This window comes from Rhodopseudomonas faecalis, assembly GCF_003217325.1.
Taxonomy (GTDB): Bacteria; Pseudomonadota; Alphaproteobacteria; order Rhizobiales; family Xanthobacteraceae; genus Rhodopseudomonas; species Rhodopseudomonas faecalis.
Window position 1 is genome coordinate 62338 of record NZ_QJTI01000005.1, and the last position, 14372, is coordinate 76709.

The 14372-nt window shown below is 62.5% G+C and carries 17 protein-coding genes; 8 read left to right on the top strand and 9 right to left on the bottom strand.

Going from position 1 to position 14372, the window contains the following annotated elements; all coding sequences use genetic code 11:
• Window positions 1-26: 26 nt before the first annotated feature.
• A complete protein-coding gene (locus tag BJ122_RS05985; protein WP_110780212.1) occupies window positions 27-1457 on the top strand; it encodes a sodium:proton antiporter in 1431 nt (476 codons plus the stop codon).
• Window positions 1458-1482: 25 nt separating this feature from the next.
• Here BJ122_RS05985 and BJ122_RS05990 read toward each other — a convergent pair whose 3' ends face one another.
• Window positions 1483-1668, bottom strand: a complete 186-nt coding sequence (locus tag BJ122_RS05990) for a hypothetical protein (RefSeq protein WP_110780213.1) — start codon at window positions 1666-1668, stop codon at window positions 1483-1485.
• 279 nt (window positions 1669-1947) lie between these two features.
• Here BJ122_RS05990 and BJ122_RS05995 point away from each other — a divergent pair, with 279 nt between their 5' ends.
• The gene (locus BJ122_RS05995; protein ID WP_110780214.1) at window positions 1948-3330 is read left to right on the top strand and encodes an Nramp family divalent metal transporter; all 1383 of its coding nucleotides are present in this window, start codon (window positions 1948-1950) and stop codon (window positions 3328-3330) included.
• Here the strand turns inward: BJ122_RS05995 and BJ122_RS06000 are convergent.
• The 3 genes from BJ122_RS06000 to hemB all read right to left on the bottom strand — a co-directional run bounded on the left by BJ122_RS06000 (window position 3327) and on the right by hemB (window position 6079).
• On the bottom strand, window positions 3327-4103 hold the full coding sequence (locus BJ122_RS06000) for an arginyltransferase (RefSeq protein WP_110780215.1): 777 nt from the start codon (window positions 4101-4103) through the stop codon (window positions 3327-3329). The genes BJ122_RS05995 and BJ122_RS06000 overlap by 4 nt on opposite strands.
• Window positions 4104-4193: 90 nt before the next feature.
• Window positions 4194-4733: an RDD family protein gene (locus BJ122_RS06005; RefSeq protein WP_110780216.1), complete on the bottom strand. Its 540-nt coding sequence runs from the start codon at window positions 4731-4733 to the stop codon at window positions 4194-4196.
• Between the two features lie 287 nt (window positions 4734-5020).
• The gene (hemB, locus tag BJ122_RS06010; RefSeq protein WP_110780217.1) at window positions 5021-6079 is read right to left on the bottom strand and encodes a porphobilinogen synthase; all 1059 of its coding nucleotides are present in this window, start codon (window positions 6077-6079) and stop codon (window positions 5021-5023) included.
• A 172-nt stretch (window positions 6080-6251) separates the two neighbouring features.
• Between hemB and BJ122_RS06015 the strand changes: the two genes are divergently transcribed.
• The 5 genes from BJ122_RS06015 to BJ122_RS06035 all read left to right on the top strand — a co-directional run bounded on the left by BJ122_RS06015 (window position 6252) and on the right by BJ122_RS06035 (window position 9857).
• Window positions 6252-6713 (top strand): DUF6163 family protein, encoded by a 462-nt coding sequence (locus BJ122_RS06015; RefSeq protein WP_110780218.1) that lies wholly within the window; start codon window positions 6252-6254, stop codon window positions 6711-6713.
• A 60-nt stretch (window positions 6714-6773) separates the two neighbouring features.
• Entirely contained in the window at window positions 6774-8339 is a 1566-nt protein-coding gene (locus tag BJ122_RS06020) for an AMP-binding protein (protein WP_110780219.1), read from the top strand.
• 326 nt (window positions 8340-8665) lie between these two features.
• Window positions 8666-9181: a transcriptional regulator LdtR gene (gene ldtR / locus BJ122_RS06025; protein ID WP_110780220.1), complete on the top strand. Its 516-nt coding sequence runs from the start codon at window positions 8666-8668 to the stop codon at window positions 9179-9181.
• A gap of 224 nt (window positions 9182-9405) precedes the next feature.
• Window positions 9406-9642, top strand: coding sequence for a hypothetical protein (locus BJ122_RS06030; protein ID WP_110780221.1), 237 nt, complete (start codon window positions 9406-9408; stop codon window positions 9640-9642).
• Window positions 9642-9857 carry a hypothetical protein gene (locus BJ122_RS06035; protein ID WP_110780222.1) on the top strand — a complete coding sequence of 72 codons (216 nt, stop codon included), beginning with the start codon at window positions 9642-9644 and terminating at the stop codon, window positions 9855-9857. The genes BJ122_RS06030 and BJ122_RS06035 overlap by 1 nt, the downstream gene beginning before the upstream one ends.
• Before the next feature lie 155 nt (window positions 9858-10012).
• On the opposite strand, the gene BJ122_RS06040 is transcribed toward BJ122_RS06035, so the two are convergent.
• Complete coding sequence (locus BJ122_RS06040; protein WP_245407631.1) at window positions 10013-12568, bottom strand: bifunctional diguanylate cyclase/phosphodiesterase; 2556 nt, start codon at window positions 12566-12568, stop codon at window positions 10013-10015.
• Between the two features lie 283 nt (window positions 12569-12851).
• Window positions 12852-13097 carry a hypothetical protein gene (locus tag BJ122_RS18960; RefSeq protein ID WP_146227157.1) on the bottom strand — a complete coding sequence of 82 codons (246 nt, stop codon included), beginning with the start codon at window positions 13095-13097 and terminating at the stop codon, window positions 12852-12854.
• Between BJ122_RS18960 and BJ122_RS06045 the strand changes: the two genes are divergently transcribed.
• Entirely contained in the window at window positions 13090-13296 is a 207-nt protein-coding gene (locus BJ122_RS06045; RefSeq protein ID WP_027277242.1) for a hypothetical protein, read from the top strand. The genes BJ122_RS18960 and BJ122_RS06045 overlap by 8 nt on opposite strands.
• Before the next feature lie 71 nt (window positions 13297-13367).
• On the opposite strand, the gene BJ122_RS06050 is transcribed toward BJ122_RS06045, so the two are convergent.
• Genes BJ122_RS06050 through BJ122_RS19415 form a run of 3 tightly spaced genes read right to left on the bottom strand, consistent with a single transcriptional unit; the run spans window position 13368 to window position 14189 of the window.
• A complete protein-coding gene (locus tag BJ122_RS06050) occupies window positions 13368-13799 on the bottom strand; it encodes a toll/interleukin-1 receptor domain-containing protein (RefSeq protein WP_110780224.1) in 432 nt (143 codons plus the stop codon).
• The gene (locus BJ122_RS19410; RefSeq protein WP_210205433.1) at window positions 13792-14025 is read right to left on the bottom strand and encodes a hypothetical protein; all 234 of its coding nucleotides are present in this window, start codon (window positions 14023-14025) and stop codon (window positions 13792-13794) included. Before BJ122_RS19410 ends, BJ122_RS06050 begins: the two co-directional genes overlap by 8 nt.
• A 17-nt stretch (window positions 14026-14042) precedes the next feature.
• Window positions 14043-14189, bottom strand: a complete 147-nt coding sequence (locus tag BJ122_RS19415; RefSeq protein ID WP_210205434.1) for a hypothetical protein — start codon at window positions 14187-14189, stop codon at window positions 14043-14045.
• Window positions 14190-14372: the final 183 nt, after the last annotated feature.

The window sequence follows — 14372 nt, forward strand, 5'->3', positions numbered from 1 at the left end:
CTGTTCAACTCTGCTGAAAGGAACCGATGACCGGACGCTGGCTGCGCTGCTACCGCCTGCTGATCATGATCGTGATCGTTGCGCTATTACCGGGAGTCGCGCAGGCGGCGGAGCTGGATGGCGCCGCGCTCGGCTGGGTCTGGGGCATGCCCTTTGCTGGCATTCTGCTATCGATCGCGCTCGGGCCGCTGCTGTTTCCGAAAATCTGGCACACGCATTACGGCAAGATCGCCGCTGGCTGGGCGCTGCTGACCTTATTGCCGATCACCCTGGTCTATGGCTGGCAGACCGCGCTGGCGGCGGCCATTCACGCGCTGCTCGGCGAGTATCTCAGCTTCATCGTGCTGCTATTTGCGCTGTTCACGGTGTCCGGCGGCATTCTCGTCACCGGCACCATGCGCGGCACGCCGCTGCTCAACACCATGCTGCTGGCGCTCGGCACCGTGTTTGCCAGCTTGATCGGCACCACTGGCGCCGCGATGGTGCTGATCCGGCCGCTGATCCGCGCCAATATCGGCCGGCAGCACAATGTCCACGTCATCGTGTTCTTCATCATCCTGGTCGCCAATGTCGGCGGTGCGCTGTCGCCGCTTGGCGATCCGCCGCTATTTGTCGGCTTCCTGCGCGGCGTCGATTTCTTCTGGCCGCTGCAGCAGCTTTGGCCGCAGACCCTGATCGTGGCCGGCCTGCTGCTGGTGCTGTTCTTCCTGGTCGACCTGTGGTTTGCGCGCCATGAGCCGCGTTCCAGCACACGGCCGGAGCCGCTCGGATTTCGCGGCGGCATCAATTTCGTGCTGATCGCGGCGATCATCGCCATGATCCTGCTGTCGGCGGAATGGCAGCCGGGAATCGTGTTCGATGTCTATGGCACCAAGGTCGCGCTGCAGAATCTGGTGCGCGACGTCGCGTTGGTGCTGATCGCGCTATTGTCGCTGTGGCTGACCGCCGACGAGCATCGCTCCGCCAATGATTTCGCCTGGGAGCCGATCCGCGAGGTCGCCAAACTGTTTGCCGGCATTTTCATCGCGATCATTCCGGTGCTGGCGATGCTCGGCGCCGGCAAGCACGGCCTGTTCGCGCCGCTGCTTGAAGTGGTGACCGCGCCGGATGGCACGCCGCGCGAAGTGCCGTATTTCTGGATGACCGGACTGTTGTCGGCGGTGCTCGACAATGCGCCGACCTATCTGGTGTTCTTCGAGCTGGCCGGCGGCCATGCCGCCGAACTCACCGGCCCACTGGCGGGCACGCTCGGCGCGATCTCGATGGGCGCGGTCTATATGGGCGCGCTGACCTATATCGGCAATGCGCCGAACTTCATGGTCTATGCGATCGCAACTGAGCGCGGCATCAAAATGCCGGGCTTCTTCGGCTATGCGCTGTGGGCGAGTGCGGTGCTGATCCCGCTGTTCCTGCTGCTGACCTATCTGCCGATCGTGCCCAACCTGCGGCTGGATTGAAGCCGCGCCGGATCAGGCGACGCTGCTACTTGGCCACGGGCGCGCTGCTGGTGGTCGCCGGCACCAGCCCGGGATGCCGGTTCGGCTTGAGCGAGCCGACATAGAACGACACGCCGCCGATCAGCACCACGGCGACAAAATACGCCAGATAGGCTTGCGGCGGGGTCATCAGCCAGCGGATCAGGCCGGGGCGGCTCGGCTGCTCTGTCATGGCGTTGTTGTGCCGTAACTCGGACGCCAAGAAAAGCCCGCCATCTGCTGAAGTTTGTGGCGCTCGGTCGGCGCCGTGACCCGCGTCCGGTGGAAAGAGCCGCACTCGGCAGCACCACAGGCGGGCGGCGCGTGACGATTGCACTGCACCGTGTCACGATAGAAAAGCGCGAGCGATTCCGGGGCAGGTGGCCCAAAATCAGCTCCACTATTCCCAGTCAGGGCGTGTTGCTTATGCAAATCAGTTGCATAAAGAGCAAAAAGCGGTCATGCTCGGGCCATGGATTCGAGAATTTCGCCATTGCCCGTTGATCAGGCCCCCGTTGTCAGTGACCAGCCCAAGCCCAATGGCTGGCGTAATCCGCGCGGCGAGCCGTCGCTGTCCGGCGTGTTCGGCTCGATCCGAACCAAATCCTCTGGTTCGCTGCTGCGCAAGCTGGTCGCCTTTCTCGGCCCCGGCTATCTGGTCGCGGTCGGCTATATGGACCCCGGCAATTGGGCGACCTCGCTCGCTGGCGGCTCGAAATTCGGCTATGCGCTGCTGACGGTGGCGCTGCTCTCCAATCTGATGGCGATCGTGCTGCAATCGCTGTGCGCGCGGCTTGGGGTTGGCGCCGGCCGCGATCTGGCACAGGCCTGCCGCGACGCCTATCCGCGCTGGGTGTCGTGGCCGCTGTGGTTGTCGGCGGAAATCGCCATTACCGCCACCGATCTCGCCGAGGTGATCGGCACCGCGATCGGCCTCAATCTGCTGTTCGGGATTCCGCTCGAACTCGGCGTGATCATCACCGCGCTCGACGTCTTTCTGGTGCTGGCGCTGCAGGCGTTCGGCTTCCGCTGGATCGAAGCCTTTGTGGTGGCGCTGCTCGGCGTGATCGCGGCCTGCTTTGCGATTCAGATCGCGATGGCCGATCCCGATTGGGGCGCAGTGATCCGCGGCTTTGCACCGACCACGCAGATTCTCACCGAGCCGGGCATGCTGTACCTGGCGCTCGGCATCATCGGCGCCACCGTGATGCCGCATAACCTCTATCTGCATTCCGGGCTGGTGCAGACCCGCGGCTATGGCAGCAGCGTCGCCGAGAAGCGCGAAGCGATCAAACTGGCGACCATCGACTCGACGCTGGCGCTGTGCTTCGCGCTCACCATCAATGCCTCGATCCTGATCCTGGCTGCCGCCACCTTCCACCACGCCGGCCAGACCGACGTCGCCGAGCTCGATCAGGCGCACGCCTTTTTGGCGCCGCTGCTGGGCTCGACGCTGGCGCCGACGCTGTTTGGCGTCGCGCTGCTGTGCTGCGGGCTCAACTCCACCATCACCGCCACTTTGGCCGGTCAGATCGTGATGGAGGGCTTTATCCGCTTCAAGATCGCACCCTGGATGCGGCGCATGGTGACACGGATGATCGCGATCGTGCCCGCGGTGGTGGTGACGATCTGGTACGGCGAAAAGGGTACCGGCCAGCTGTTGATCCTGAGCCAGGTGGTGCTCAGCCTGCAATTGCCGTTCGCGGTGGTGCCGCTGGTGATGTTCACCGCCAGCCGCGCCAAAATGGGCGAGTTCGTCGCGCCGCGCTGGCTGACCGCGATCGCGCTGCTGATCGCCGCGATCATCATCGTGCTCAACGCCAAGCTGGTGCTGGATTTCGTGCTCGGCAGCTAATCCTGCGGCTCGTTCCAGTCGTCGCCCTCGGTGCTGACCCGGTCCCAGCCGGACGGCGACAGCCGCTGCTGCGGCAGATAGCGGCCCTTGTAGTCCATCTTCTGCGAGCCTTCGATCCAATAGCCGAGATAGACGTAAGGCAGGCCGAGCCGGCGCGCGCGGGCGATGTGATCGAGGATCATGAAGGTGCCGAGCGAGCGGCGTTGCTCGGCGGGCTCGAAGAACGAATACACCATCGACAGCCCGTCATGGAGCACGTCGGTCAGCGCCACCGCCAGCAGCTCTTCGCCGCGGCCATTGCTGCCGGGGCGCAGCCGGCGCCGACGATATTCGATGATGCGGGTTTTGACGTGGCTGTCCTCGACCATCATCGCGTAGTCGAGCACGGTCATGTCGGCCATGCCGCCATCATGATGGCGCTGGTCGAGATAGCCACGAAAGATCGAATATTGTTCGGAGGTCGGCACCGGGCTGCGCAATTCGCCGACGATGTCGGAATTGCGCGCCAGCACCTTGCGCTGGGCGCGCGAGGGTCGGAATTCGTTGGCGATCACCCGCACCGAGACGCAGGCCCGGCACTGATCGCAGGCCGGCCGGTAGGCGATCGACTGGCTGCGGCGGAAGCCGCCATGGGTGAGCAAATCGTTGAGCTCACCCGCCTTCGGCCCGACCAGATGGGTGAACACCTTCCGCTCCTGCCGGTCCGGCAGATATGGACATGGCGAGGGCGCCGTCAGATAGAACTGCGGGGTGTCACGTGAATGCTGGGTCACGGGCTTGCGGCTGTCCTCCGAATTGCACCAGCTTCGCGCGCGCTCGCGCGCAGGTCAATGTCTGCCAGCCAGAAACGTTCGAGGGCGCGCTCAATAGCGCGCTGGATGCGCGGGACTATCGAGCGCGGAACTGTTGAGCACCACGGTTCCGAGCACGATATCGTGCAGCAACCGGCGCCGCGCATTGAACGGGCCGACCAGCAGCACCAGCGGCGACAGCATGGTGATCGACAGCCAGAACAGGATCGCGTGCACCGCCCCCATCACGAAGTAACTGGGCTCGCCGTACCAGGTGCGCATCTCCAGATCCATCGCCCGCATGCCGAGCGTGGCCGAGTAGGGACCGCCGAGCGTGGCGCCGTAATAGACCAGCGCCCAGATCACCGTGGCCGGCGACACCAGCCAGAACAGCGACCAGCCGAGCCCGAGCGTCACCAGGCCGAACACGCTGATGAAGGTCACCGCCAGCACCACCGGAATCGCCAGCAGCATCAGGTCGATCAGGAACGCGGCGACACGGCGGCCAAGCACGCCGCGAAACAATTCCGGCTGCAACCAGGGATCAAACGCCGGTCCGCGCTGATCGCCCGCAGCCCAGTCGGCATTCCTGCGATAATCGCTGTCCGACATCACCCAATCTCCCTCGGCAATGATTGTCGATCGACATGGCCACGCGGCTGCGTGGTTGCAAGACGGGTCGTGGGAACAATTATCTTACATTGATAATGACTTGAAGCTAGCCTTGGCTGATCTTTTGCGATCAAACGGCCATCAGGCTGGCGGGCGCCGCGTTGTCTTGAGGCTGCGTCCCGGACAGCGCCTGTCGCGGCGGAGCACCCCTCAGATGCGTCCGCGCAGAGAGCCTTGCGGCGGCCGCAGCCCGTGGGCTGCGGCGCGTTGGTGGAGCCGGACGCGGCTCAACCCTTCTTGAGCTTTTCGGCGACCTGCGGGGCGAAATAGGTCAGCACGCCGTCGGCGCCGGCGCGCTTGAACGCCAGCAGGCTTTCCAGCATCGCCCGCTCGCCGTCGATCCAGCCATTGGCGGCCGCGGCGGCGATCATCGCGTATTCACCCGACACCTGATAGGCGAAGGTCGGCACCGCAAAAGTGTCCTTCACGCGGCGCAGGATGTCGAGATAGGGCATGCCCGGCTTGACCATCACCATGTCGGCGCCTTCGGCCAGATCGAGTTCGACCTCGCGCAGCGCTTCGTCGGAATTGGCCGGGTCCATCTGATAGGTGCGTTTGTCGCCGGTCAGCGCCTTGGCCGAGCCGATCGCGTCGCGGAACGGGCCATAGAACGCCGAGGCGTATTTGGCGGCATAGGCCATGATCTGCACGTCGACGAAGCCGGCAGCGTCCAGGCCGTCGCGGATCGCGCCGATCCGACCGTCCATCATGTCCGACGGCGCGATGATGTCGCAGCCAGCTTCCGCCTGCACCAGCGATTGCTTGACCAGCACCTCGACGGTCTCGTCGTTGAGGATCTTGCCCTCGCTCAAAAGGCCGTCATGGCCGTGGCTGGTGAACGGATCGAGCGCAACGTCGCACAACACGCCAAGCTCGGGGAATTCCTTCTTGAGCGCGCGCACCGAGCGGCACACCAGATTGTCGGAATTGGTCGCTTCGGTGCCGTTCTCGTCGCGCAGCGACGGGTCAGTGAACGGGAACAGCGCGATGCAGGGGATTTCCAGCTTCACCGCGCGCTCCGCAGCGCGAACCACCTGATCGACGCTGAGGCGCTCGACGCCCGGCATCGACGCCACCGGCGCGCGCTGGTTCTCGCCGTCGATCACAAACACCGGCCAGATCAGATCATTGGTGGTCAGAACGTTTTCGCGGATCAGCCGCCGAGCCCATTCGGACTTGCGGTTGCGGCGAGGGCGGACGGTGAGATCGAGCGAGGGGCTGGAGAGCGGGACTTCTGGCCGCGGGGTATCACGCATTTCAATAGGACGGCCGAACTTGATCGCCATTTTTCCACCACTCCTGGGAAAGATTTCGTGAGTTTCTAATCCATTATTTTGGCATCCTCCAGTCAGCGTGCTGTTGATTTGCCGCAACTGCAATTGATTTTGCCGCATCAAGGCGGCAAGACTCCGGTCCGAACCCGCCCGAACCGGCCTTTGGACCTGAGCAGCGAGCCGAATGTCAGAGCTGACCCCGCGCGAGCCCAGTGCACGCGACGCCATTTCTGTGGCGGCGATCTCATCCGAGCGTCCCGCAGGAGAGGACAATCTGTGGACGCGCCGCCTGGTGCTGTTCCTGCGGGTGATGGCGCTGCTGGCGGTCAGCAAGGGCCTGTACCACTGGGCCCAGGTCACCGGCTTTGTCGGCGGTGAAGACGACGCTTTCGAATATCAGCCGATGGCCTGGCAGACCGCGACCGTCTACTTCGCGGTGATTGACCTTGTGGCCGCGGTCGGGCTGTGGCTGGCGACGCCGTGGGGCGCGGTGGTGTGGCTCACCGCCGTGGTGTCGATGGCGGTGATCGAGCTGATGTTCCCGGCGATCTATGGCGGCAGCCTTTTGGCGGTGGCGATCGAGGCGCTGCTGCTGGCGGCCTATCTGACGCTGGCCTGGATGGCGGCACGCGAACGGCCGCCATAGAGCCGTTCTCAATCCGCGCACAGAAAAACAACCGCGCGGCAACAACAAGGGAGGACAACCATGCACGAGCTTCACTCCGGCGGAACCGGGGGCAGCCTGATCATCAGCGCGATCGCCCGCTATGGCGACCGTCCGGCAATCGCCGACGGCACGATCCGCTGGAGCTATCGCGAACTCGGCGACGCTATCGGCCGCTTCATCACGCTGTTCCGCTCGGTCGGCCTGCGGCGCGGCGCCGCGCTGTCGATCCTGTCCGGCAACCGCGCCGAGTCCTGGGCCGCGATCGCAGCGGCGATGGTGATGGGGCTGCGCTACACGCCGCTGCATCCGCTGGCCGCCGAGGACGATCACGCCTTTATCGTTGAGGACGCCGAGATCGAGGCGCTGATCGTCGAGAGCGGCAAGTTTGCCGCGCGCGGCGCTACGATCCGCCGCCGCGTGCCAGCGCTCAAACATCTGTTGTCGTTCGGTCCTGTGGAAGGCGCGCGCGATCTGCTCGCCGAGTTGCCAAACGTTGCCGCGGCGCCGCTGATCGACGACAGCGCCACCTCTGATATCGCCTGGCTCGCCTACACCGGCGGCACCACCGGGCGGTCCAAAGGCGTGATGATTCCGCATCGCGCACTGACCACCATGACGGTGCTGCTCTATGCCGATTGGGATTGGCCGGCCGAGATCCGCTATCTCGCGGCAACGCCGATCAGCCACGCCGCCGGCGTCACCGTCTATCCGGTGATGCTGCGCGGCGGCTTCGTGCGCTTGGTGCCGGGTTTCGAAACCGAGTCCTATTGCCGGGTGATCGAAGAGGAAAAGATCACCGCGGTGTTCCTGGTGCCGACGCTGATTTATGCGCTGGTCGATGCACCGCAGATCCGCGCCAAATTCGATCTGTCATCGCTCGACATGATCGTCTATGGCGCCGCACCGATGTCGCCTGATCGCTTGCGCGAGGCGATCGAAATCTTTGGCCCGGTGTTCGTGCAACTGTATGGCCAGACCGAAGCGCCGCAATGCATCACCACGATGCGCAAGAGCGATCATGATCTGTCAAAGCCCGGCCGGCTCGGCTCGTGTGGCCGGCCGAGCCCGCTGCTCGACGTAAAACTGTTCGATCGCGAGATGCGTGAGGTCGCGGTCGGCGAGCCCGGCGAAATCTGCGTGCGCGGCACGCTGGTGATGGATGGCTATTGGAAGCGGCCAGAGGCCACCGCAGAAGCGCTGCGCGGCGGCTGGCTGCATACCGGCGATGTCGCGATCAAGGATGAAGAAGGCTACTTCTATATCGTCGATCGCACCAAGGACATGATCATCTCCGGCGGCTTCAACATCTATCCGCGCGAGGTCGAGGATGCGTTGATGGCGCACCCTGCTGTGGCGTCGGCCGCGGTGATCGGCGTGCCCGATCCGAAATGGGGCGAAGCTGTGAAAGCGTTCGTGGTGTTGAAGGATGCCGTCGTGTGCGATGCCGCGACACTGCAAGCGCATGTCAAAGATAAGCGCGGTGCGCCGTGGGCGCCGAAGTCGATCGATTTTGTTGGCACCATTCCTGTGACCGGACTCGGCAAGATCGATCGCAAGATGCTGCGTGCACCATATTGGGAAGGCCGCGACCGCGGCGTCGCGTAAATTTCAATCGCTGTGTTGCCGGCGCAAGGATTTACTCACCCTAACGCGCCGGTGACCTTCGTTACGCAAGTCCTTCCAATTTGAATGATGCTGTCCTCGAATGCGACAACGCCTCAGACGAAGCGTGAACAAAGGCGTCGATCCGTGAAGGAGAAGTTTCAAGAAGTGGCCGTTTCATCGGCTTAATATGCGATTCACTCTCTCAAATTCATGATCTCTTTATTGTCTTTTTTAGGCGGATGTTCAAACGCCCAAGCTAAGTTGCAGCTATCAGGCGAGACACAAGTTTCGTCGAATAAGCTGAAAAACGACAACAGGGGAATGTCATGATGAAAGCCGTTGCCACCGCGGTTGATACCGCGTCGGCTGCGCCCGCTAGCTCGCCGGTGCAGCCTCTCTATCTCGAAGCTCTGACCTTGGTGGAACGACTGCATCGCCGTCTGCTCGATGTGATCAAGGATGAGTTCGACCGGCGCGGCCGCTCTGATATCAACTCTGTGCAGGCGTTGTTGCTGTACAACATCGGCGACAAGGAACTGACCGCCGGTGAGCTGCGCACGCGCGGTTACTACCTTGGCTCGAACGTGTCCTACAATCTCAAGAAGCTGGTCGAACTCGGCTTCCTCGATCATCAGCGCTCGCGCGTCGATCGCCGCTCGGTGCGCATTCGGCTGACGCCGCAGGGCCAGGAGATCCGTCATATCGTCGACGCGCTGTATCAGAAGCACGTGCGCACGGTGGAGCAGGTCGGCGGCATCTCCAACGAAGAATTCGCGACCCTCAACAAGTCGCTGCATCGCCTGGAACGGTTCTGGACCGACCAGATTCTGTATCGGCTCTGAGCGAGGTCTTCCCCTCGACGGCGGCGAGGAGGGCGGCGGCATCAGCCGCCAGCCCAGCCGCAGAAGCAGCCAGCCGTCGTTGCGACCAAGCACAGGCTATACAGCAGTTACGATCCGGCCTCCCTCTGGGAGGCCGTTGTCGTTCGGGGGCATTAAACCGACCGTCGCCCGGAACCATCTGCCGCATCGCAACTTGTCTTATTGGGGACAGACGGAGGAAAGCCATGCTGCAAGAGCCCAGTGTGCGGGTGATGAATGTCGATGTGATCGGCAAGGCTTACGATATTGCAGCCAACTATCTGCGGCGCACGGGGGCGATCGCTGAGCAGCCGGCCACCAATGAAGCGCTGCTGCAATTGATCGTGCAGTTGTTCGAGCATGGCGACCATCATCAGGTCAGCCTCGCCAATCGCGCCATCATGCGTTATCAGCGCCGCTCCGCGCGTGTTGAGGCCGCCTGATGCAGGCCGCGCTCGATCGTATTCTGCAGACCTATGCGTTGCTCAATAGCAGCGCAGCCGCTGACGCTGTGCGCGACCAATTGCAGCGCTATCTACAGACCCTGCATGACGGCGGCGAGACTGACGTCGACCGCTTAACAGTGTGCGGTCTGGTCTATCTGCGCCAGCAGGACGGAAGGCTTGACCCGGTCAAGGCCGGCTATACGGGGATGTGAAGTCACCGGTGCGGTCAAATGGCCGCACGACGCGCTGGGGGCACGCTACGAGCGTTATCCGTATTTGCCCCCACATCATCGGGCTGAACGAAAACGGCGCCCCAGAGGGCCGCCGCAGGCGCTTGGAGCGATGTCAGGCGTGCCGCTCGCCGTAGCTAGGTGGCGGCTGCCGCGCGCAGTTCGTCGGTCGAGTGCTCGGCAGACGGCGGCGGCGCGTTGTCCGGAACCTGACCGGAACTGATCAACCGATTGAGGTCCTCAGTGCGCAGCGCCGGGCTGAACAGATAGCCCTGCATCTGGGTGCAGCCGATCTTCTTCAGCAGGTCCCGTTGCTCGCTGGTCTCCACGCCTTCGGCGAGGGTGATGCGATCGCCCGAAGCGGCGATCTGCACGATCGCCTGGATGATGGTCAACGAGCTTTGCTCGTCCGTGAGGCGGGCCACAAAACTCTTGTCGATCTTGATCTTGTCGATCGGGAAGCGGTGCAGATAGCTCAGTGACGAATAGCCGGTGCCGAAATCGTCCAGCGCGATCTTGATGCCGATGTTGCGCAGCTCGGTGAGGGTGGCGAGTGTGGTGTCGTTGTCGCGCAGTAGCAGCGCTTCGGTGATCTCGAGTTCCAGCCGATGCGCGCCAAGGCCGGCGCGCGCAACCGCGAGTGCGACGTTGAGCGCAAAAGTCTGACGCTTGAACTGGATCGGCGACACGTTGACCGCCACGGTCATGTGGCTCGGCCAGGTCGCGGCTTCGCGGCAGGACTCGGCCAGCACCCATTCGCCAAGTTCTTCGATCAGGCCGATCTCTTCCGCGAGCGGGATGAATTCCGCTGGGGAGATCGCGCCGCGCGTCGGGTGATGCCAGCGCAGCAGCGCCTCGCAGCCGGAGATCTGCCCGGTGGCCAGATCGACCAGCGGCTGGAAGTGGATGTCGAACGCGCGATCGGCGACCGCGCGACGCAGTTCGACCGCCAGTTCATGTTTGGCGCGCGCCGTAATGTCCATCTCCGGCTCAAAGAACCGGAATGTGCGGCGCCCATCCGACTTCGCGGCGTACAGCGCCATGTCAGCGTGGCTGATCAACTGGTTCGGATCGCTGCCATGCTGCGGGGCAATAGCGATGCCGATACTGACATCGCTGGAGATCGCGTGCCCGTCGCAATCATAGGTGTCGCGTACCGCCGCATGGACCATTTTGGCGAAATTGCCGATCTGGTGCGCCGAATGCTGGTCATGCAGCACGATGGCGAACTCGTCGCCGCCAAGCCTTGCAATATAGTCGTCGTGGCGCAGGCAGCTCTCCAGGCGGTCGGCAATCGCTTTCAGCAACTGGTCGCCGATCGGATGGCCGAGCGTGTCGTTGACGGTCTTGAATTCATCGACGTCGATATAGAGCAGCGCCAGTGGATTACTGTCCTTTAGTGAAGCGAAGGCGGCGTTGAGATGGTCGCGGAACGAGGTACGATTGGGCAATCCTGTCAGCTCGTCGAAATGCGCCAGATGCGCGATCCGTTCCTGAGCCTTTTTACGGTGCGTGATGTCTTCGTGCGTTGTTACCAATCCGCCTTCCGAAATGATCTGCCGGGTGATCAGCACGGATTTGCCATCGCTGAACGAGACTTCGACGGTTCCCTTCTGATCTTTGTGGCTCGCCACAAATTCGAAGTATTGCTGAAGCGGCTCTTCTTCGCCTCCGATCTCTCGAAAATGCGCCACGATTTCTTCAAAAGTTATGCCTGGTTTGACGACCTCGGAGGATAGTCCGTAGATGTCGAGGTAGGGCTGGTTGAATACTTCCAGCCGCCCGGCCGCATCGAACATCGTCAGGCCGTGCGACATGTTGTTGACGGCAACATCAAGCCGCTTTTTGTCCATCTTCAGCCGATATTGCGTTTCCTTGTGCTGCTGGAGCAGTCGGCGCGCGAACATCGAAAGAACCAGCGAGATCACGATGGCGAGGGCCGCGGCAATCGACAGCAGCAGTTCGGTCTGCTTCCGCCAATCCGTCAGAATGGCGGGGATGCTCCTGGAGGCCACCAGGAGCAACGGCACGTGTTTGAGCGGGCGTGAGACTGCCAGCCGCAACGAGCCGTCGAACGGGCTCGGTGACTGGAAGGTCATCGAGCCATCGCGGAACAGCTGCTCAAGCGAGCCGAAGCGAAACACTTTGCCGATAGAGTCGTGTGCTTCCGGATAGCGCGCCACAAGGGCGCTGTCGTCCAGAAACAGCGCGAGCGCGGCCTGCTCGCCAAGCGCCACCGACGAAAAGAAGGTTTCATACAACGATGCCGGGATGCGGCGCACGATGGTGCCGATCAGCGTGCCATCCTGATCGGTGATCGGCCGCGACAGCACGATAATCCAATTCGTCGTCACCGCATCGCGGATCAGACCGATGCTGCTCTTGCGACCGGCGATCGGCTTGAGCTGTTCAGCGGGAGGAAATTGCTGCTGGCTGAGCGTTGCCCCCACCCAGGCCCGGGATGAATTGACCTGCATGCCGACAGCATCGAACAGCTCGAATTCACCGATGCCGCTGGCTTTGGAGCGCAGGATTTCATGAACGGATTTGGCACCCAGTTGAAAGTTCAGCGCGCCCGCGCCCAGAAGCGTACTGATGTCGCGCTGATCAGACAGCAGATCCTCGAACTCGCGGTCCAGATGCCGGGTCAGAATCAGCGCTGTGTTGGATAGCTCGCGTTCGCCGTTGTGCAATGCGCGATCACGCGTGGCGAGAACGGCCCAGGCGGTCACTGAAATGATGATGATCAGGAGCAGGGCGCCGATCGCTGCAATCCAACGGGTCGGCGTATGATGCGCCGCCCATCGGGAACCGCTCGACCATTCTTGAACATCATGCGCCATGCAAAAATTCCAACTGCGCCAATACTGTCATCCATCGGTAATGGCGCCGTATGGAGATCGCGTTAGCAAGCTGAGTTACTGGAATGCAAAAGTTCGCGTAAATTGAATGGTGATCGTACGTCTTTGCGTGTTTTCAAACGCCTGGGTTGCGGCATTGGAATTTGTGCGCCAAGCGAACGGTGGCGTGGGCGGGGAGGGCTCGCGTCATGCAGTTGGCGCCGAGCGCGTGTGGCGAAGCGTTCGTGGCCTGCGGATCGTGCTGCCTCGCGCCATCAAAGCCGGGCAGCGTGCGGATGAGCGCGTTAAACGGCAGTTGGCGCGGCGCGCGGAAAGGTTGATAACGGCGCAGGTCGGCAAAGGGATTTTGGGCGATGGACAAGGCGGCAATGCGCGCGGAAGCCGAGCGGCTGATGCGCGAGGCGATGGAGAACAAGGCGCTGGTGGTCAAGCACGGCAACACCGTGATCATGGCGACCTGCGGCAAATGCGGCGCGGTCACCAAGGTGTCGGCGCCCAAGGGCGAAAGCCGCGTCGATTACGTCTGCAAGGAATGCGGCGCCAAGCAGCGCACGATCTGAACGCCGTCGTTTGACGGAAGCGTTTGCGGCGCAGCGTAATAGATCGCAGGGCTGCGGATCTCACAAAGCGCTCAATGGGCGGCGATATTGTACAGATCGCGCGCTGGAACGGCTTGAACCAAGGTGTCGGCGACGCTGTCCAGCGATCGGCGATTGGCATCGAGCATCAGCAGGCCGGCAAGGTCTGTCGGCAGTTCGGTCGTCGCAGCTTCGCGGGAAGGGGGCAAAACCGCCAGCACGGGCTTGCCAAGCGCCTTGGCCGCTCCGGCTTCAAACCAGATAGCGTTCCGGTTCGGCTCGGTCTGCGAAGGGATCAACAACACCAAAGCATTGGCGCTTTCGATCTGCCGGCGCAGCCCGTCACGCCAATCGCTGCCGAAACTGGCGTCGAGATTGCCGGCCACGGCGACGCCGCGCTGTATCATCAGATCGCCGATCTGACGCGCGAAGTCGCGATCTTGTCGCGCATAGGAAATGAACACTCGCTTGTGGTCTTCAGGCATCGGCAGCGCTCACTCGTTTGCCCAATTCTACAAGATAGGTATCGAATTCATTCAGGCCAATCACGTTGGTGGGCGACAGCATCGCCAAGCCGCCGTGGTTCTTCTCGATCTCTTCGAGTGACAAGCCGTAGATGACGCCAACATAGCGCTTTCGCAGCGCCCAGGCTCCTGCCATCTCGCTCCACACCCAGTTGCGATCCACCGACCATGGAGTGAGCAACGACACCAATTCCGTGCATCCGCTCAATCCGGCGTGGACACGTTGTTCAATCCGATCGCCGCTTTGGATGTTAAGACCTGGGCGCCGGTCTCGGCGACAATGCTGCTCGCCATCTGCCGGGCGATCCAGCGGTCGTGCCATCCGTGTGAGACAAACACGTTGTAGGGCATTATTGCACCCAATAACAACTCCTGATTGAATTGAGCATGGCGACAAGTCGGTGCCAAGGGATTTGCTGACAGGTGACGCACCTGCAACCTTCTCGCATCCACCATATCTGGCCAAAGCCGCGTTCGCCGGGCGCAATAGCTTGGCCGGAGGCCCGCGATATGGTAAGGGCACGCTCCGCTTCC